The following is a 19,624-nucleotide window of genomic DNA, read 5'->3' on the forward strand; positions in this document are numbered from 1 at the left end:
ATTTCTAGGTTTGTATCTGTTCCTACTTGATATTTCACTAAAAAACCAAGTATCCTGTGCAGTATGTGAACAAAGGATGGTTCCTATGTCTTATTTTGTAACGACGAACGGTCACACACAAATTATCGTTCCCTTAACTATTACACCTTTCAGTCATCAAGCATTACCTACTATAACAGGAAGCCCATTCAGCTATGAAGCAGGGACGGTACTGTATGGTCATTATGATATGGAATATCTCCTTCCGGGAGGCGACAGGCTGCGCTTAATCGCCAACCATGATAAAAAAACCGTACAGCTCATGTTATTTACTCATCAGGCGGCTCTCATTCAACTCCTGCCAGGAGAACGCCCTTCTTCATTGGTAGCGAATATCATAAGTAAAGTTCATCGCTACAGAATACGTTCAACGAGTTACAAACAGCCACTGACTCCGACACAAGAACAAAAATTGCAAATTACTAATGAATGCCTTGATTCATTAAAAAAACTGTTAAAAAAAGAGCGTCAATTAACCAGCCAAGATCATGAAGGACATGAAGCATTAAGAAAAGAAGTGATTGAAATCTTAGGACACTATTCTGATCAGAATCGCTTGCTAGCAGCTTCTCCGCTTGTATCTGAAGGTTCTCTAGGAAATATTCTTTATGAAGCCCATAAAACAGCACAACATTATGCTTTTAACCGTGTCTACCCTGTGTCACGGCAAGATCAAATGGATTTTAGTCGCACCGTCAAGAACCATGAAGCACCCCAACCCTGCCTCGTGTGGGATAGTGAACTTCACATAGGGCATAACAGCAAAGATTTGGATGATGCCTTAAGAGTTATTTGTAACTATTACAAACTCCCTTCCGCCGCGAATTTGAGCAATGTGCCAGCAAATCGATTCGCACAGCTTGCAGCTTTTTTTAACAAGCTATGGCGTGATGGCTATGATTGGATTAATTATCTTGCAATAGATACCAAGCCAGAACATAAAACAGAAGTACTGCCGCGTTTAGATGGGCTCACGATTACCCAAATAACCCCCTATTACAGGCTGCAAGGATTTCCACAAAAAGGTTATCCAGATTTAAAAACCTTGATCGCGAGCCTTATAAATAGCTCCAAAGAACCAATATTTGAAAATAACAGAAAAAAAGCGAAAAAGAGGATCAGCAAACTACCCACCGGTAGTTGGATAATTAGCACTAATGAGCAACTCATCCTGATAAGACAGGAAAACAAAATAGTACAATTACGCTATTTTGTTCACGATGAGCTCTTCTATCCTTTACCCGAAGGACAGGATTTATATACTTTAGGACAAATCAGCAAACGTCACCTCTACTTGCCAGAGCGTGTTAGCCTTAGACTTAATGCGTTTATTTCACGTATTCCCAGATTTTTCCATAAATTCTACAAAAGCATGCATCACTTTATTATCCATAATGTGCATCATGATTTTTTCAACCATATACATGACACCCATATTCCAAAACAGGACGATTTTAAAGAAAAACACAAGCACTACACTAAAGTAAGAAACTCGCTGATATTGGCTTTGGAAAATAAAGGACTTTTAGCTAACGGACAAACCCTGGAAGAATTCATTAAAGAACAAATTAGCAACAGTCCTTATGTCATTGCTCGCCCCAATCATCCTCCAAGCCCGCCAGCTTATGACAATCCATTTCATCGCATCTTGGGAATAATACGTCATATTGCCAGTTTTTTTATTGATGTAAGCGAACAAAATCCCTTGATCGGTACTCTAGCACTGGCCGCTTATGCTTACGGTGGTGGTGCAGTACTTGCCCCCGAGTTCCTTAAATCCATTTTAACTAAATTACAATTACACGGTTTAATTGCAGGCATTGAACCGACACAAAAATTAGCTCATTGGATGAGCCATGGAACCCTCTCTGAAGCGATTTCTGCATCGATGACCTATTGGCAAGGTGTGCAAGCAGCAGGAAATCTGGATAAGTTTTTTGTTGAAGCATTCAATATCCTTAAAGAAGATCCTGCAGAAATTGCCATTATTGCTTCATTAGCGCTTGGTTTAGGGTACGGCTTAACTAAAGTCATTCCATCATTGGGACGTGAAATGGGGGATTTTCCCTATACCAATTATGCCGCTTTAGGTGGAAAAGGGGGCGCAGCTATTTATGATACCATTATGCACCCAGGTGACGATTGGTTTCTTGGGACGTGTAAATGGTTATGTAAAAGCTTTGTAACCCTGGGGAAGCTGTGCATTGCTCCTTTTATTGAAGGATATTATTACGGATTTAACGATGGGTTTATCAGGGGTTGGCAAAAAAGTGGATTACTTGCCAAGAACATCAGCAAACAAATTTTATCAGCCTGCACTGATTTTACCTTGGCACTACTCACCATCCCACTTATCGAAGTAAGCGCTCTTTTTATCCATGTACCCTTTCGTGGTATTACGAATCTACTCATTAAAACACTTGCACTCTTTGGTAACATCAGTGATATAGGTGAATTATTACTTTTCTTTTCAACAAGACCACCAGCAGACAATTTAATAACCAATTTCAGATTATCACCGCTTTATGGGTTTACCTGGCCCTTCGGACACTTTTCCAATAATCCATTCCTTAATCTTTGTATTAATGGTGTTCGAGGTCTAGGCATCCCGCTATTACAATTAATAAAAAATCTTCTTGTTTTACCCTTTCTTGATTTTATTTCTTTCTCTACCCGCGTGGGACTCACTGTTTTAGATCCTATAAGCCGCATTTTTGCCTACGCTTTAGGCAGTATTATATATACCATCGGTGAAGTATGGGATAGTTCTTTTGGTATTTTATTTGCAGCTAGCGCAAAAGGAATTACAACACTCTGTAACTGGATCGATAATCAAGCCAGCGCGATGAAACACATTTTATTATCCTTTATAGAAAGTCAACGCGGTCATTTGTATTATTGGGCATTTGCAAAAGATGATCTTAAACTGCATACGGCTTTAGATGATATGGAATATTACGCTAAAGATCCCAGGCGTTATGAACTCATTCCACATTCAAGCAGCCACTGTTTGCTACAAACTCTCCTGGATAATGACAGTGAATCACATACATTAGAAAAAAATCATAGCCCTATTTCTCATCACCAAACCTTATTTACAGTAAAAAGTTCGAAAAGTAATGCAAAAGTTCCTTTTCAAAAAGAAACAATCAGCTATAGTAGTTAACGTGCCATTCTAAGCTATATGCTTCTGATGATTTATTGTACAATGTTGTATATAATTATAATATGGTGTAAGAGGATACAGCTCTATGTCGATTGCAAAAGAAAACCTAACAGAACATCTTACCTCAGATGAACTCGCCCTTATAAATGAAAAACTTGACAGTGCCATACAAGCAAAAGTAGGCAGTGGTGAGCTTAGTTTTTCCTCACCTGGAGATGGAGCTGATCCTAACCCTTCTACAATCGATCTGAGCCAATTTGGCTTACGTAATCCAGAAGATATAAAGATTTTCTTATTATCGCCTGCTGGGGAAACAGTAACCCATGAAATTGGCGCCGAGTTAGCTCTTGAGAGAGCCATTGAAGAAGAGCGGCAACTGCAAATACAAGAAGAAATCACGATGCAAGAGCGGAGAAGAGGTTTTCTATTCCAGTGGCTGCTCGCAGAGGAAGCTGAAGCCCAAAAAGCGCAAAATGAGTTAATCCAAATGCAACAGGATAAGGTCTTAAAAAATGATCAAGTTCCATTGAAAAGCCCACCTACTGAACTAAAATCAGAGACTAAAGAGGCCATTAAAAATTATACTGAAGCTATAGAAAAACTTCAGCAAGATATAAAAACACTTGAGCAGCATGAAGAAAAGTTAAAAACTGAACGAAAAATGCTTACTGAAAAATATAGTACATACAATGAGGGTTTAGATAAATTTAATGCACCTCAGTTTGAAGCACAATCAGAAAAGCAAATTAAGAAACAAATTAAAGCCCTCCAAAAAGAAGCCGATTTAATCTCAGATAAGATGATGCGGCCTGGTCTAAAAGATGAAGATATTTATCGATTAGGAAATGAGCTCAATACAGTCGGTCTAAAAATTGCTAGCTTGGAAGACATCCTTGCCGCTAAACGACAAAACAAAGAACCTGAAAAAATCTATGCTGATATTAATGGAAATGTTAAAGATTCTGCAGGAAATGACATTACTAAAGAAGATGCTGCATTTGTTCTTTCAAAAGATCAAAAGATTGAGAAAGATAAAGATGGAAATTATTATCTTCTAAAAAAAGAGCAAGAATTAAAAAATATGACGCCAGAGGAAATAGCTCAGGCCAAATGGGATTTCCAAAATAAAAAGAAAGATCTCACAGTAAAAGTATTCGCTGATGCTGAGGGAAATGTTAAGGATCCCGAGGGAAATGCCATTACGTACGGCAAGGCTGCTTTTGTTCTTTCTAAAGGTCAAAAAATAGCGAAAGATAAGGAAGGGAATTACTACCTTTTAAAAGAAGGTCAAGATTTAGACACTATGAGTGATAGTGACAAAAAACAGGCAAAGAACGACTTCCAACATAAAAAAAACGATCTCAAAATTGTAAAAGATGTAGTTAAAGATGTGGAGAAGGAAGAGCTGAATCTCAATACCGCACGCAGCACTCAAGCCAAAGCTGAAAAACTAATGGCACAAAACCAACTTACTTTAATGCAATCTGCTCGTGCAAAGGCAGAACAATCTTTAAACCCTGCTTTGTCTATGCAACCCCCGCAATCCACGATCACGTCAGGTAATAACTTTGGCTTGAACGCAATATCCATTCCAACGCCGACGCAATCTAAAGGAACTTCACCTTCAATGCCGTCACCGCAACAAATTTTAACTGCTGCTGCATTCGTCCAAACTGTAAACAATGGACAAAAACCCATCACTTGGGGCTCTCTATTTACTACAGTCAAAACAATACAAGATCCAAAATCACGTGATAAAATGGACGACTACGTTACAGATAAGGCGAAGAAAACTTTATCAAAAGACGAACAAAACGAATTGGATAAAAATCCGGAAACATTAAAAGAAAAAATCAAACGTATGTTAGAAATGGCACCTGTTCCCCCAACAACGATGAACGATTTATTGAAAAATATGCCTAAATTTGGGGAAGACTCCTATAAGAATAATGTTACTTCCGAATTGAGTCCAGTGGAAAAACGAGAGGAACAAGTCAGCACTCCATCCTCACCTAGATAACAAGCAATTCACCCCTATCCGAGCATTCCATAGAATGCTCGGTGCATACTTTAAACACCGTAATTTTCTTTTTTCAAACTAATTAATATCCCTAATTTATTTCAAATAAGAATCACTAATATACTTGCCAACACAAGCCAACTCTTCTAACATTAAGTTTTGTAATTTAACCCATTTGAAACAAAGTTTACTAAAAAATATATAGCATCATCCGCTCCAGCTTGCAACGATGTATAAAACTTAGAGGATGACACTATACATCACCATAGGACTAGCTATGATCTTAGATAAGTTACTTGGCAATCAATCTGTAATTATATCCTTGGATGTAGACAATTTTTTGTTTGAACGGTTAGAGCAAATTAAAACAGCCGGTTTCGATTTAGTTGAAATTAATTCAACAGATCAAAAATTATTAAATCAGGCAATTACTCGTTATCCTTCGCTTAAAATCGGTGCCGGCGGAGTGATTGATACACAGCAACTTGAAAATTGCTATCAGGCTAATGTACATTTTGCCACCAGCCCTGGTTATTTGCCCGCCATTGCCCACACAGCAAATGTTTACTCGCTGAATTACTTACCCGGAGTTGCGACGATTTCAGAAGCAATGGCAGTAATGAGCCTAGGCTATGTGCATGTTCGTCCATTTCCAGCTGATTTGGCCTTTTGCACTCTTTTGAATAAATGCCTCCCACATTTAAAATTGCTCCCTGCCGAAATTGAATGGGAAGAAGCAGAACATTTCCTTAATTTACCCGCTGTAGCGGCAATAAGTATACATAATCCCGATACAAAACAGCTCAGTGCGCTTACAACAAGTATTTTGGCGTAACAATATGTTTTATTTATAAAGATCAGAATTCAACTTAAGTACTGCCAAGATAGATAATAATCCTTAAGGTTGAGTAATCTATAATATAGTCACTTTAACGCCCTGATTATGCTCACTGATGCTCTATTAGATAGAACAGTAATTATTCTCTCCTCGTATAACGGGCAAACTAAAACCGATCCTGCCTTCAATCTGCACAAGCTAGGCATCAAAAATGCGCTCATTGGATTTATTGAACAATGCAAATTATTGCCACTTGCTCAACAATTAGAGCATATCGCTAAGGAAATGAAAGAAAAAACAGGAGATATGGCTGCTAAAATTGAGCATGAGAGTAGCCAAAAACGAACTTGGACCTTAGTTTTTACTTTAGCGGCTTTGGCATTAGAACGTAAACAAAATCTTCCTGAAAATCATCCTGAAATTGTACCTATTAATAAACTATTATCCGGATTAAGCAACGGTTGGGTTCATGGATTTGGTTCTATAGGACTTGGATTAAACCTTAATGTAGAAGCAATTAATAACCTTATAGAAGGAATGAAGGAGTGGATACAATATTTTGACATCAATCAAGGCATGCAAAACAAACACGAAGTTTTATTAGCTCTTTATGCTGCTGCATGTTCACTTGAGGAAAAACTATCAAGCTATCGCATAATACCTAAAAAATTTAAAGATGAAATGGCAACAATAAAAAGCTTGATTGCTAATAAATTTAATGACTTAAAAAATAAGTTGGAAGAAGAAAACAGAAACAGAATAAGTAGCGCTTTGCAAGTGTTGGGACCTGACGAAGACCCTTTATATCGTCAATTCAAAGAGCAGATAATTAGATTAAAAACATAACAAGAAGCAATGCAACAAAAAAGAGACAGCTTTCCAAAAGATAAATTGAATCGATTACAAGAATTACAGCTCTTGCTGAAAAAGCAAGAGATACTATCTGAAACAGAGATACTGAGTCAATTCTGGGAGAAGTATAATACTCCAGAAAAATTTACAGGGATCCTAAATGATCTCGAGATCCCAGTAAGTGAAAGACCTGGATGGCAAGAGTATTATAATTACCAGCATGGCTCCTTTAGACAACAATTTTTTTCAGTATTTTTGACCGGCTCTTGGGGAATACCTCAACAGTTGGGAGGAATTCCAAGTAATACAATTTCTGTAGACTCTCTTAGTTCTAAAAGCGGAGCTGTGATACAACGACTCGAAGTGATGCGCGCTGAAATTAAACAACAGAAATTAATTCCTGATGAAGAAAATCCGTCTCAACTTTTTGAGAACATAGAACAAAATTTAAAAGTCTTATCAGGTTTTAAAAAGGTTAGTCTTGAATCAATAACGGAACAATTTGAAAAAAATAGAGGAGGACAGGCCTCAACGAAAGCATTGGTACAGGTAAATAGTGATATCGATTTACTTAAAAAAAATTTGCACGCACAAAAACGTTTAGTTGAATCTCTTCAGAATATTTATGCTCAAATAAACAAAATAAAACACCATGTAGATTGTAGTGAACTCGAAAAAACGTGCGAAGCTCTTCTAGATAAAGTTGTTAAAACCATTAGCTACACTGAAATACCTTCAGATTTACCAACCTCACAAAAAATTAATACCTTGAGTCTCTCAATAGATAGAGCCATTGATAATGTAGAAGGCATCCAACGGAGTATTAATATCCTTGTACATTCGAAACAAAAAACAATGATTGAATTGGTGACTGGATTTATTAACTCTAAGGAAAATACATTCGGCCATAAACTATTATTAATTTTTTCTCCTGCCTATAAAAAAATGTTCAAAGACTTAAAAGAGGCTACAACAGCAAAAGAGGTTAGCTCAGAGGAGTCATCTGAAAAAAGTTTTAATAAAATTAAAGAGATACTAGGCCTATCCGATGAACATGCTCGTGAGAAAGAAATTAAAAATCAATTTAAGACTCTAAAGGAAGAAGCACAGAAAACTTTAGATGGAGGATCCAGGGTAACAATTCCAGTTCATAATTAAGTTTAAAAATGAGCCTCTTTTTAGAAAAAGCACGCTTGCAACACCATTTTGGCATACTTCCAGTTTATTTCTTATAACTATTATTTAATTCGTGACCTGTTTGTATTTCATATTGTCTTAATATAATCATGTTATAATAAATTAAGCACTGTGATTTATTTTAGGTCTATTATGTTTTCAAAAGAATCTGTAGACTCAACCGAAAAGAAACTTTTAAGTTTTAGTCCAGAAACGGAAAATGTAAAATTAGATAAATTTAAGAAGTCTATAGAAACAACCTTTAATCCTTTTATTAGCGATGTTAAAAAAGAACCTCTTGCGAATCAGTTAAAATTCATTGAAGAAAATTTGAAAAAACAACTTCCTTTGAAGAAAAGGCTGCGCTTTCTTTTTTTTCTGGCAGTAACTGCAACGGTACGTGGTGAAAAACTGACAGAAAATCATCCAGAAAAAGCACCTATCAATGAACTATTATCTCATCTAAGTGACGGATTTATCAATGGTTTTACTGGTTTTATGAACGCTCCTAAATTCAGGCTAGTGATGGATGTTATAAAAAGTTTCAACGAATGGTCTAAGGCATATAAAATCGATGATCCAGAAATGAGTCATAATGTCTTGCTTGCTTTTTATTGTATGGCCTGTTTTTTTGAAACTCAATTAGACCATCCCCTGATTCCTAAAAGTGCAGGGAAAGATTTGGAAGAAATGAAGGGGCAAATAAAACAACAGTTTACTCAATTAGCACAAGCATATGGAGATTCGTTAAAAAACAGTGAATCATCACACAGTAGTGCCTTACAACAATTAACTCCCGAGAAACAGGCATACAAACAATTTCAGGTAAACTTGGCGTCAATAAAAGAACACGAAGCTAAAGTTGTACGGATGATGCAATTGAGGCAGATCTTATTAAGTAGTCATCCTAGAAATGCAACTCCAATAGAGAGATTTTGGGCGCATTATCAAACTCAAGAACAGTTTAACCAACTCATGGATGATCTCGAAATAAAGCCAGATCAAAGAAAACATTGGCAGGCATTTTTTAATGCAGAGCGTGGCAATTTCTCCCAAAAAATTTCGGGAGGATTCTCTATCATTCTTTTTCCTAATGCTATAGGTGGTACTCCAAGTGATTTTTTCTCTCTAGGCATGCTTACTCGGGAAAATACTCTCGCTTTAAGTAAATTAAAGGTTAATTTAATAACATACAAAGACCCTACTAAGCTTGTTGCTGAGATTCAAAGTGAATTTAACGAGCTAAAAACAGTAGAAAAAAAAGATATACAAACATTAAAAGCGCATCAGTCACAAATTAAATCAACTAAAGGTATAAAAGAAGGTATTATTGATATCGTACTTTCTGATGTTAATGCATTTCAACGACATTTACTTGCTCAGGAACAATATGTCCTTCATCTGCAAAAGATTCATACAAAGATATTAGAGTTAGAAGCGCTAGGAATTAAGGCCGATGATTTACTTGGTCCCTTTAAGGTGATGCTTGATCATGCAGTAGAAACCGTTCCGCATGGGGATAAACAAATAGATCAAAAATCACCTGAAGAAAAAATCGACGCTTTGCTTCAAGGAATAAGAAAAACTCAAACAGATGCTGGAGAACTCGGAGAAGAAATCCAAAAAGATGTAGCTAAAATACGCGGTCTGGTACATAGTGATTCCAATGATGCTCTTCTTAATGCCACGGATCGATTTATCCAGAAACATGAAAAGAATTTCCTTCATAAGATATTATGTTTTTTCTCTAAAACCTATAAAGAAATGTTTGAGTCTTTGCAAGATGCTGTAAAGGCAAAAGACACTACCCAGATAGCAAGTATTTTAGTAGGAAAGGCAGAGGAATACGCTAAGACACGTCCCGTAAAAATGTTATTTGATGAGGCACAGGAATTGCAAACATTAAAAACAACACCCGCGAACAACGGCTGAGGCAAGCTCCATCAGAGAGTTTGGTCACTTGAATAGATTAGTAACGCCAAATTGACTCAATATACACTGAGTCATTCTCTATTCACCAACAGATCCAGAAGAAAAAAGCCAGCACCAATACAAATTGCACTATCCGCTAGATTAAATGTAGCAAAATGATGATGCTTATAATAAACATCAATAAAATCAATCACATAGCCATCAAGTGCTCTATCGATCAAATTACCAATCGCACCACCTAAAATAAGACTAATGCCAACTAAAAGGAATCGAGACTGGCTTTCAGTACGATACAACCAGACAGCAAGTATAACGCTCACGATGAAGCTAAAACCGGCAAAAAACCATCTATGCCAATCTCCGGCACCGCTTAAAAAGCTAAAAGCAGCGCCAGAATTATAGGCCAAAGTAAGATTAAACATTGGAAAAACAGGTAATGGCTTATAGGGAGTTAAAAAAACACTCGCTAAGTACTTACTTACTTGATCAAAAACAATCACTATAAGACTGAGCATAAACCATGGCCATTTTCTCATATAAACTGCCTCATTTCCTCTTGGCCGCTAATATTGCCAACACAACGTAAGCAGAGCTCAGGATGCTGGGAATTTTGACCCACATCAGGCCGTCTGTGCCAACAGCGAGCACATTTTTCATGTGGACTTGCCGAAACGGCAATAGAAACACCATATGCTGTAGCCGCTATACCAGCTGGAGCTGAATTCATAGGATGTACTGCGGCACCAGATGTGATGAGTAAAAAGCGCAATTCCTCACCCAAACGAGTCAGTTTAGGCAATACTTTGTTGTCCGCATATAAAGTGACTTCTGCAGCCAAAGCAGAGCCTATTTCGCCTTTTTGACGTGTCTCTTCCAAAGCCTTATTCACTTCGTCACGGATTAAATGCAATTCATCCCAATCGTCCATGTTCACATCATCAATCTTTGGCCAGGCATCATACCAAAGTTCGGTAAAGACCGATTCTTGATTATAACCGGGTATATAACGCCCTATCTCTTCTGCTGTGAAAGACAAAATAGGCGCCACCCAAAGAGTAAATGCCCTAATGATGTGATACATTGCCGTTTGGCAAGAACGTCTGGCTTTGCTTTCTTTTGCGGAGGTATATTGCCGGTCCTTAATCAAATCAAGATAAAAACTTCCCATGTCTACCGCACAGAAATTATGAAGTTTCTGATAAATCACATGAAATTGATAGCTTTCATAAGCTTCGATAATTTCTTTTTGTAAAAGCTGGCTGCGCTTTAACGCCCATTTATCCAATTCCAAAAGATCTTTGTTGTGTACGCCATCAACTGCTGGGTCAAAATCGAATAGGTTTGCTAATAAAAAACGGGCTGTGTTGCGAATCCTTCGATAAGCGTCTGCATTTCGCTTGATAATTTCATCTGAAATACTCACTTCATGTCGGTAATCCGTGGAAGCGACCCACAAACGTAAAATATCCGCACCGTGTTGGTTAACCAACTTATCCAAAGCAACATAATTCCCTTTGGATTTAGAAAGCTTTTTACCCTCAGCATCCACAGTATAGCCATGAGTCAATACTGTTTTATAAGGAGCAATACCATACATAGCAACAGAAGTAGTCAATGAAGAGTTAAACCAGCCGCGATGCTGATCTGAACCTTCAAAATAAATATCTGCAGGGAAAGATAACGCTTTATTTTGTTGCAAAACACAGAAATGAGTTACACCAGAGTCAAACCACACATCCATAGTGTCGTTAATTTTGTCATATAATTCAGCATCATCTCCTAAAAGCGCTTTTGCATCCATCTCAAACCAGGCATCAATGCCAGATTTCTCAATAAGCAACGCAACTTTTTCAATAAGCTCCAGTGTATTAGGATGCAATTCACGAGTCGTGTTATGAACAAATAAGGGCATAGGAGTACCCCAAGCTCTTTGTCTTGATATACACCAATCAGGTCTATTTTCAACCATATTACTGATACGAGCCTTACCCCAATCAGGAACCCAAGTCACTTTATCAATTTCTTTAACAATATGTTCCCTTAACCGACCTTTATCCATTGAGATAAACCATTGAGGCGTCGCTAAAAAAATCATCGGGGATTTATGTCGCCAACAATGAGGATAACTATGTCGAATATTCTCTTTCGCTAAAAGAACTCCTTTTTCAGCCAAAACTTCCAAAATTGTGTCATTGGCCTTTAATACAGAAAGTCCAGCAAATAATTCAACATCATCAGCAAAACAACCGTTTCCTTTAACTGGATTAATTAAAGGCAATTTATAAGCTTGGCCGACCAAATAATCATCTGGTCCATGTGCAGGAGCTGTATGTACGCTTCCAGTACCGGATTCAGTAGTTACATGCTCGCCTAATACCACTGGCACAACTCGATTATAGAAGGGGTGTTTTAAGTTTAAATGCTCAAAAACCTTTCCTTTTGCTGACCCACAAATTGTATATTGGCTCACTCCGTAACGAGCCATAGTAGATTCAACCAAATCGGTGGCAAGTATTAAATAAGAATCATCTGTATCGACTAAAGAATAATCAATCGCAGGATGTAAGCACACAGCTTCATTAGCAGGTAAAGTCCAAGGAGTCGTAGTCCAAATAGGAAGGCTAACTGGCTTTGTTTTTGCATTTTTTTTAAACAATCCAATAAATTCTTCGGGATTCACCGCAAAAAAAGCAACATCAATAGAAGGCGAGGTTTTCTCGTCATAATCAACCTCTGCCTCAGCCAAAGCAGAACCACAATCAATACACCAATGTACTGGTTTAAAGCCTTGTTGCAAATGACCATTTTTAATCATCAAACCTAATGCGCGAACGATATTGGCTTCATAACGAAAATCCATAGTGACATAGGGATTATACCAATCTCCAAAAACCCCAAGACGTTGAAACTCATCCCGCTGAATATCAATTTGACTGGCGGCATACTCACGACATTTGGCACGAAACTCTCGTGCAGATACCTTATCACCAACACGCCCTATCTTTTTCTCTACATTGAGTTCAATAGGCAACCCATGACAATCCCAACCAGGAACAAATGGCGCGTCGTACCCGCTGAGTGATTTGGATTTAATAATAATGTCTTTAAGAATCTTGTTTAACGCATGTCCGCAGTGCAAATGGCCATTCGCGTAAGGAGGGCCATCGTGTAAAATAAAGTGCTTACTTCCGGCACGAGCATTACGAATTTTTTCATAAACTTTTTTTGCTTGCCAATTAGCCAAAACTTCAGGCTCTCGAGTAGCTAAATTTGCCTTCATTGGAAATGAAGTATTAGGGAGATTTAATGTATCTTTGTATTCTGCCATAAGAGTTTACTCTGCGAAATCGTTAAATTGTTTGGTGACTATTCACCCTATACTGTCCCTATTTATAGTGTATCTTGAATGAAAAATAATTTGAAAAAACCATACAGTATCATCCCTATCCTATTTTCAAAATGTTTTTCATTCAACCTGCACTCAAATCTATTCCCAACATTGATACAGAGGCCTTTTCATTACAATTCCTGAGGAATTCCTTTGCCGCTGCAATATCATCATAAATCTGTGCGATTAAAGCCTCCACCGAAGTGAATTTAACCTCATCGCGCAATTTGTGCAAGAAAAACACCTGCATCAATTCACCATATATTGACCGCTCAAAATCAAATAAATGCACTTCCAAAATATTTTTGCTGCCATCTACTGTAGGACGACGTCCAATATTCGCTACCCCATACACCATTTGCGAAGCAATTCGAACTCGAACTACAAATACTCCCTGCAAAGGCAAAGAATAGCGATGCAACGCCAGATTTGCCGTAGGAATACCCCACTGTCGCCCACGCCCGTCTCCATGTAATACACGACCACAAATACTATAAGGTCTACCTAGATATTTTGCTGCTGTATTCAGATCGCCATGTTGCAATGCCGTTCTAATTCGTGTTGAGCTGATTCTATTTTCGTTAATACAAAAATTTGAATAAATGCTTATATCGCAGGCATATTCCGAACCAAGCTTTTTCAACAAGCTCACATCGCCTTCTCTATTTTTGCCAAAACGGAAATCTTCACCTACCAAGAGATATTTCACATTGAGCGTAGAAAACAAATAAGTGCGTGCGAAATCATCTGCAGAAGTTTGCGCTAAGCTATTATTAAATTTAAAACAGTATATGTAATCAATCTGATATGAGCGTAATACATCCAATTTTTCTCTTAAACTGGAAAGTCTTGCTGGAGCTTTCTCTTGTTGGAAATATTCTCTAGGCTGAGGCTCAAATAGAATTAGGACTAAAGGTAACTTTAAATCATTTGCTTTGTTTTCTAAAGTCCTAATAAGATTTTGATGCCCTAAATGCACGCCATCAAAATTACCAATAGTAGCGACCACGCCTTTATCAAACGCAGAAAAATGTTGAATGCCGCGCAACAATTTCATAAGTAATTCAATCGTGTAACTCGAAACCCAGTAGTATACTTGTTTTCTGCTCCGTTGAGAAATAGTAAGCGAGTTGAAACAAACTATTAAAATAGAAGCATTTATAAGCCAAACGAAGCCAAGTGAACCTGGATAAACAGAATTAATATAAACCCGGGTTACGCTTCGCTGCACCCAGGCTACATTTTTATACTTGATTCTTACGCTTTAGAATGTTTCTCAGGTATGGATCGGACAATTAAAACATCGCATTCAGCGCCATGCAAAATGGAATTTGCTGTTGAACCCAATAATAAGGAAAGACCATGCTTGCCATGACTCCCCGTAACAATCAAATCAATATGTCGCTCTTGTGCGACCCTTAAAATTTCATTTTTAGTGGAGCCAAATTCAATAAATCGGTGTTTTGCATCTACCCCTAACTTTTCACCCAATTCATTGAGTTCTTTTTCAGCTTGCTCGCGAATAGATAATTCAACTTCAGCAAATCCGGCAAACCCAGGATAAGCATAAGCAGGAATGGGTTCTACGACATGAACTAATATCAAATCAGCGCCGTTCTCATCAGCAATTTTTTTTGCCTTATGCGCTGCTATAACACCTACTTCGTCAAAGTCAGTAGCAAACAATACCCTCTTATACATCATTTTCTCCTTATAATTCTGATGCCTATTTATAGACTAGCAGATTTAAAATTAATTGCATTACAAAAAGATATGTTTTGTATCCCGAAAGTAATGAATCAAATCTCATAACTGAACACGCTCACCCTATTAAATCAGAGGCGCCGATTAATTGGATGTATGAATAACTATTTTAAAAACATCAATGCAATAAGTGGATTGTGGAACAAATTTTGTTGGGTCGAACGACTCAACTTACTCGCTATGGTCCATTTTGAAAGATGGATCCGTGTCTACACAGAGATGACAGCCTTTTAGCATCATTGAAATTGTACTATTGATAAACGCTTAGATAAAATCAAAAATTGATGGGGACCTCAAGATTATAATGTACTCTACAGCAAAATCACTCCAGATTTTTATCTTTTAACCTCAGATGCTCTTCAGCTTTTGCAATTGCTTTCCGAATTACTTGAGCTTCTTCTGATTGTTCTGGAGCCAGTTTTAACAAACGTTGCCAATAACGTATTGCATCTTCATACGCATGACTTACAAAAGCATCCATCGCGAGCATCGCCAATGCATCGGGCTGATTTGGATTATTTTTTAATAATCGGCTAAATACTTCAGTGATCTGTTCAGTAAATTGCTGATTATTCAGTACCCACAAACTGTGCGCATAGTTCACTGCATATTGTTCATCATTTGGATTAAACTGATATGCTTTTGCAAAAGCATCTGCAGCATTTTGTTTTTCATTTTGGCTGCTGTACAAACGTCCCAAAAGATACCAACCTTTAGCACTTTTTGGGGTTTCATCCAATTTTGCACGCAATTTTTCAATTAATTCCTGTGGACTTTTAATCGATTCCAATATTTTTTTAGCCTGTTTCTGGGAATTAAGATGATGGACATACTCTTGCCATCCTCCAAAACCACCCCAATAAAAATATCCTGTAAATGCGCCTAAAAAGACAACAGGAACCAGCAATAGGCTGGCGATAAAACGGCGTCGGAATGGGTAAACCATGAACATACAGGCTAAGCCAGTCAAACCTGCTAATAATCCCAGTAACCACCATTCATTCATAAGAAACTCACTAAATTATGCATATTCCTTCTCTCGCGTTCCAAAACAAGTCCGCCAGAAAATAACAAATCCCAAGAGTAAAAATAAAATAGGTCCAAACCACAATAAAAGAGTTACAGCTTTAACCGGTGGATTAAACAGGATAAAATCTCCGTAACGAGCAGTCAAATAATCACTGATTTCACTATCGCTCTTACCCTCTTTCACCATTTGATAAACCTGATTACGCAAATCTTTAGCCAGTTCAGCGTTAGAATCTGCCAAATCTTGATTTTGACAAACCAGGCAACGCAAATCTTTGAGCAGATGATTAAATTGAGCTTCCTTTTGAGCAGAATCCAAAGGATAAGTACTGTTTGCCCAAACTGACGAACCTAAAAAAAGCAAAAACCCCAAAAAAATAAAATATGTTAGAACTCTCCCGAAACTTGCAACAAAACGAGAAGACATGAAGTCATATGAGGATTCGAGCACCGTATCGATGAAGTAAGCACCCTTTGCAGAGGCGTTTCGAAAGAGGTCTATTCTCATGAAGTCTGCTCCAACTGTTTCATTAAAGGCGAAATCTCTTTTAGCCACATCTCTTGAGTCATAATTCCAGCATGTCGATAACGGATGATTCCTTTTTTATCAATCACAAAAGTCTCTGGTGCGCCATAAACACCCAAATCGATAGCAACTTTTCCGTCCTGGTCTTGGATGACTCGCTTATAAGGATTTCCCCATTGCTTCAGCCAGCGGAGAGCATCATATGATTTGTCTTTGTAATTCAACCCATAAATTAGCACTCCTTCACGCGCCAATTGCAACATAAAAACCTGCTCATCGACACATGCTGCACACCAACTCGCCCAAACATTTAATAAAACCACCTGGCCATGTAATTGAGTGGAGCTAAAAAAAGAATTCGGATGATGTAATTCAGGCAGACTAAAGTGAGGTAATGGCTTCCCAAGTTGCACCGAAGGTAATTCATGCGGATTTAAGGACAAACCACGCCAAAGAAAAACACAAAGCAGCAAAAAAAGAGTAATTGGAATCACTTTCCATCCTATTTTTTTCATGCCTTCAACTCCTGGGCACCAATTATTGCTTGCTGCCTTTTTTGATAATATCGTCTATCTGTCAGTGCAAAAAAACCACCTGCCAAAATCATAAAACCACCAGCCCAAATCCAACGAATCAAGGGCTTATAATAAAGTCTTACAGACCAGGAACTATCAGTTAATGGCTCACCTAAAGCGACATAAATATCTCTAAACGGCGTTACATCAATTGCGGACTCAGTCATAGCCATTTGCCCCACTGTATAAAGCCTTTTTTCAGGATAAATCAGCTTGCTCTTGCCCTGATAATTTATTTTAAATTGAGCTTTAGTTCCTTTATAATTTGGTCCGTTTAATGGTTCCTGGTGCATAAATTCAATAGAATAACCAAGTAAAGATACTTTTTTTCCAGGTTCCATTTGTACATCATCTTGCACACCATACGCGGTAGAAACTGCAATACCAATTACCGTAGCTGCCACTCCCAAATGTGCGAGAATCATTCCCCAAAAAGCTCGCCCTACTTTATATAAACCACGATCAAAAATCCGTCTATAAGCAGCTTGAAATGTACTTAAAATCACCCAAAAAGCCAGACTTAATCCCATAAAAGCTGAACTATTAAATTCTTTAGTGGTAGTAATTAATAAAACCAAAGGAATTAAGAAGCTAAGAACAATTGTTTTCCAAAGTTTTTTTAATACACTTTGCCAATGATCTCTGTTCCATTTTAAATGAATACCAATTCCCATTAATAGCAACAGAGGAATCATTAAAGGGACGAATACAGCATTAAAATAAGGGGCTCCGACAGATAGTTTACCCAGGCCTAAACCTTCAACAAGTAATGGATACACCGTTCCCATTAAAACAGTGAGCATAATTACTACTAAAAAAACATTATTTAATAATAAAGCGCTTTCCCTGGAAAAAGGACTGGGGTTGCTGCTTGAATGTAAGGTTTGAGCTCTAAAAAGAAATAATAACAAAGAGCCACCAATAACAAATAATAAAAATCCTAAAATATATAATCCGCGCTGTGGATCTACAGCAAATGCATGAACTGAGGTCAAAACCCCAGAACGCACAAGAAAAGTACCTATTAAGCTTAAAGAAAAAGCTGCAATTGCAAGCAACATAGTCCATGCTTTAAATTGTTGACGCTGCTCAGTTACCGCCAAAGAGTGCAACAAAGCAGTACCTACTAACCAAGGCATAAAAGAGGCATTTTCGACCGGGTCCCAAAACCACCATCCGCCCCAGCCTAACTCACGATATGCCCACCAGCTTCCCAAAGTAATCCCAGCCGTTAAACAACACCAGGCAGCTAATGTCCAAGGTCTAGTCCACTTGGACCAACTGGCTTCTACTCTACCTGACCAAAGTGCTGCAATGGCAAAGGCAAAAGCTACAGAAAAACCGACATACCCCATATACAACATTGGCGGATGAAATAAAAAACCCGGATCTTGCAATAAGGGATTCAAATCACGACCTTGGGTATCTAAAACTTGAAATTGGCGTAAAAAAGGGTTAGATGTAGTCAGCAAAAAAAGAATAAATCCAATGCCTAACCAACCAAGAACAACTAAAACACGAGTACGCATTTCCTTATCCAAACCCGCACTGCAAAAAGCCACCAGCAACGTCCAAAAACTCAGAATAGAGACCCATAACAGCATGGAACCTTCATGTCCCCCCCAAACCGCACAGAGTTTATAAAACCAAGGCAAGTTAATGCTGGAATTACTGAGTACGTAAATTACCGAAAAATCATCATTTAAGAAACAACACGTGAGGAAAAGATAAGATAAGGCAATAAAGAAGAACTGGCAGACTGCATAAGTACTTGCAGCATCTATCCAATTATTTCGTTTCAATTGCAATCCTGCGAGTGGAATTAATGCAAGCATTATGGAAGAAAGCAAAGCCAAAACCAAAGAAAAAAACCCTAATTCTGCAATCATGAATGTACCTTTTGGGATAAAGCTGCTTTCACTTCCGGCGGCATATAATTCGCATCATGTTTCGCCAATACCTGTGAGGCACGAAAATGTTGATTATCAAGCAGCTGCCCTTCAGCAACTACTCCCTGCCCCTCTCTAAATAAGTCTGGAAGAATACCCGTATATTTTACGGTAATGGTTTGATTAAAATCGGTTATTTTAAATACAACATCCAAACCCTTTTTCGAGCGAATAATAGAACCCTTTTCAACCATCCCCCCCATACGAATATTATGCTGTTGTGGGGCTTCACCCGCTACAGCCTGGGTAGGAGTATAGAACAAGCTTATATTTTGTCTCAGCGCATATAAAACCAGTGCTGCAGCGGTGGACAAAATAGACAGGGTAAATACTAAAATCATTATCTTGCGTCGGCGTGCTGGAATCATTT

Annotated in this window: 15 protein-coding genes; 6 read left to right on the plus strand and 9 right to left on the minus strand. The window is 37.9% G+C overall.

Annotated features, from left to right (window positions below):
* Nucleotides 1–85: 85 nt before the first annotated feature.
* The 6 genes from DY223_RS10610 (at nt 86) to DY223_RS10635 (ending at nt 10,023) form a co-directional block, all read left to right on the plus strand.
* Entirely contained in the window at nt 86–3,205 is a 3,120-nt protein-coding gene (locus DY223_RS10610) for a hypothetical protein (protein WP_058458133.1), read from the plus strand.
* 85 nt (nt 3,206–3,290) lie between these two features.
* Nucleotides 3,291–5,225: a hypothetical protein gene (locus tag DY223_RS10615; RefSeq protein WP_058458134.1), complete on the plus strand. Its 1,935-nt coding sequence runs from the start codon at nt 3,291–3,293 to the stop codon at nt 5,223–5,225.
* 277 nt (nt 5,226–5,502) lie between these two features.
* Nucleotides 5,503–6,060: a beta/alpha barrel domain-containing protein gene (locus DY223_RS10620; protein WP_058458135.1), complete on the plus strand. Its 558-nt coding sequence runs from the start codon at nt 5,503–5,505 to the stop codon at nt 6,058–6,060.
* A 108-nt stretch (nt 6,061–6,168) separates the two neighbouring features.
* A complete protein-coding gene (locus tag DY223_RS10625) occupies nt 6,169–6,909 on the plus strand; it encodes a hypothetical protein (protein WP_058458136.1) in 741 nt (246 codons plus the stop codon).
* Nucleotides 6,910–6,918: 9 nt separating this feature from the next.
* On the plus strand, nt 6,919–8,073 hold the full coding sequence (locus DY223_RS10630) for a hypothetical protein (RefSeq protein ID WP_058458137.1): 1,155 nt from the start codon (nt 6,919–6,921) through the stop codon (nt 8,071–8,073).
* A 171-nt stretch (nt 8,074–8,244) separates the two neighbouring features.
* Complete coding sequence (locus DY223_RS10635) at nt 8,245–10,023, plus strand: hypothetical protein (protein ID WP_058458138.1); 1,779 nt, start codon at nt 8,245–8,247, stop codon at nt 10,021–10,023.
* A gap of 71 nt (nt 10,024–10,094) precedes the next feature.
* On the opposite strand, the gene lspA is transcribed toward DY223_RS10635, so the two are convergent.
* The 9 genes from lspA to ccmE all read right to left on the minus strand — a co-directional run bounded on the left by lspA (nt 10,095) and on the right by ccmE (nt 19,622).
* Complete coding sequence (lspA, locus tag DY223_RS10640) at nt 10,095–10,559, minus strand: signal peptidase II (RefSeq protein ID WP_058458139.1); 465 nt, start codon at nt 10,557–10,559, stop codon at nt 10,095–10,097.
* The gene (ileS, locus tag DY223_RS10645; protein WP_058458140.1) at nt 10,556–13,351 is read right to left on the minus strand and encodes an isoleucine--tRNA ligase; all 2,796 of its coding nucleotides are present in this window, start codon (nt 13,349–13,351) and stop codon (nt 10,556–10,558) included. Before ileS ends, lspA begins: the two co-directional genes overlap by 4 nt.
* A gap of 142 nt (nt 13,352–13,493) precedes the next feature.
* A complete protein-coding gene (gene ribF / locus DY223_RS10650; RefSeq protein WP_058458141.1) occupies nt 13,494–14,468 on the minus strand; it encodes a bifunctional riboflavin kinase/FAD synthetase in 975 nt (324 codons plus the stop codon).
* Nucleotides 14,469–14,668: 200 nt separating this feature from the next.
* Nucleotides 14,669–15,112, minus strand: a complete 444-nt coding sequence (locus DY223_RS10655; RefSeq protein WP_058458142.1) for a universal stress protein — start codon at nt 15,110–15,112, stop codon at nt 14,669–14,671.
* A 385-nt stretch (nt 15,113–15,497) separates the two neighbouring features.
* Complete coding sequence (locus tag DY223_RS10660; RefSeq protein WP_058458143.1) at nt 15,498–16,181, minus strand: tetratricopeptide repeat protein; 684 nt, start codon at nt 16,179–16,181, stop codon at nt 15,498–15,500.
* A 15-nt stretch (nt 16,182–16,196) separates the two neighbouring features.
* Nucleotides 16,197–16,631 carry a cytochrome c-type biogenesis protein gene (locus DY223_RS10665; RefSeq protein WP_058458186.1) on the minus strand — a complete coding sequence of 145 codons (435 nt, stop codon included), beginning with the start codon at nt 16,629–16,631 and terminating at the stop codon, nt 16,197–16,199.
* 77 nt (nt 16,632–16,708) lie between these two features.
* Nucleotides 16,709–17,245, minus strand: coding sequence for a DsbE family thiol:disulfide interchange protein (locus DY223_RS10670; RefSeq protein WP_058458144.1), 537 nt, complete (start codon nt 17,243–17,245; stop codon nt 16,709–16,711).
* A complete protein-coding gene (locus tag DY223_RS10675; RefSeq protein ID WP_058458145.1) occupies nt 17,242–19,194 on the minus strand; it encodes a heme lyase CcmF/NrfE family subunit in 1,953 nt (650 codons plus the stop codon). Before DY223_RS10675 ends, DY223_RS10670 begins: the two co-directional genes overlap by 4 nt.
* Nucleotides 19,191–19,622, minus strand: a complete 432-nt coding sequence (ccmE, locus tag DY223_RS10680; protein WP_058458146.1) for a cytochrome c maturation protein CcmE — start codon at nt 19,620–19,622, stop codon at nt 19,191–19,193. Before ccmE ends, DY223_RS10675 begins: the two co-directional genes overlap by 4 nt.
* Nucleotides 19,623–19,624: the final 2 nt, after the last annotated feature.

It is taken from the genome of Legionella bozemanae (assembly GCF_900450575.1).
GTDB classification, from domain to species: domain Bacteria; phylum Pseudomonadota; class Gammaproteobacteria; order Legionellales; family Legionellaceae; genus Legionella; species Legionella bozemanae.

Excerpts from the sequence above, each read along its gene's own strand:
- DY223_RS10610 (WP_058458133.1), top strand. The coding sequence starts at position 86 with ATGTCTTATTTTGTAACGACGAACGGTCACACACAAATTATCGTTCCC.
- DY223_RS10615 (WP_058458134.1), top strand. The coding sequence starts at position 3,291 with ATGTCGATTGCAAAAGAAAACCTAACAGAACATCTTACCTCAGATGAA.
- DY223_RS10620 (WP_058458135.1), top strand. The coding sequence starts at position 5,503 with ATGATCTTAGATAAGTTACTTGGCAATCAATCTGTAATTATATCCTTG.
- DY223_RS10625 (WP_058458136.1), top strand. The coding sequence starts at position 6,169 with ATGCTCACTGATGCTCTATTAGATAGAACAGTAATTATTCTCTCCTCG.
- DY223_RS10630 (WP_058458137.1), top strand. The coding sequence starts at position 6,919 with ATGCAACAAAAAAGAGACAGCTTTCCAAAAGATAAATTGAATCGATTA.
- DY223_RS10635 (WP_058458138.1), top strand. The coding sequence starts at position 8,245 with ATGTTTTCAAAAGAATCTGTAGACTCAACCGAAAAGAAACTTTTAAGT.
- lspA (WP_058458139.1), bottom strand. The coding sequence starts at position 10,559 with ATGAGAAAATGGCCATGGTTTATGCTCAGTCTTATAGTGATTGTTTTT.
- ileS (WP_058458140.1), bottom strand. The coding sequence starts at position 13,351 with ATGGCAGAATACAAAGATACATTAAATCTCCCTAATACTTCATTTCCA.
- ribF (WP_058458141.1), bottom strand. The coding sequence starts at position 14,468 with ATGAAATTGTTGCGCGGCATTCAACATTTTTCTGCGTTTGATAAAGGC.
- DY223_RS10655 (WP_058458142.1), bottom strand. The coding sequence starts at position 15,112 with ATGTATAAGAGGGTATTGTTTGCTACTGACTTTGACGAAGTAGGTGTT.
- DY223_RS10660 (WP_058458143.1), bottom strand. The coding sequence starts at position 16,181 with ATGAATGAATGGTGGTTACTGGGATTATTAGCAGGTTTGACTGGCTTA.
- DY223_RS10665 (WP_058458186.1), bottom strand. The coding sequence starts at position 16,631 with ATGTCTTCTCGTTTTGTTGCAAGTTTCGGGAGAGTTCTAACATATTTT.
- DY223_RS10670 (WP_058458144.1), bottom strand. The coding sequence starts at position 17,245 with ATGAAAAAAATAGGATGGAAAGTGATTCCAATTACTCTTTTTTTGCTG.
- DY223_RS10675 (WP_058458145.1), bottom strand. The coding sequence starts at position 19,194 with ATGATTGCAGAATTAGGGTTTTTTTCTTTGGTTTTGGCTTTGCTTTCT.
- ccmE (WP_058458146.1), bottom strand. The coding sequence starts at position 19,622 with ATGATTCCAGCACGCCGACGCAAGATAATGATTTTAGTATTTACCCTG.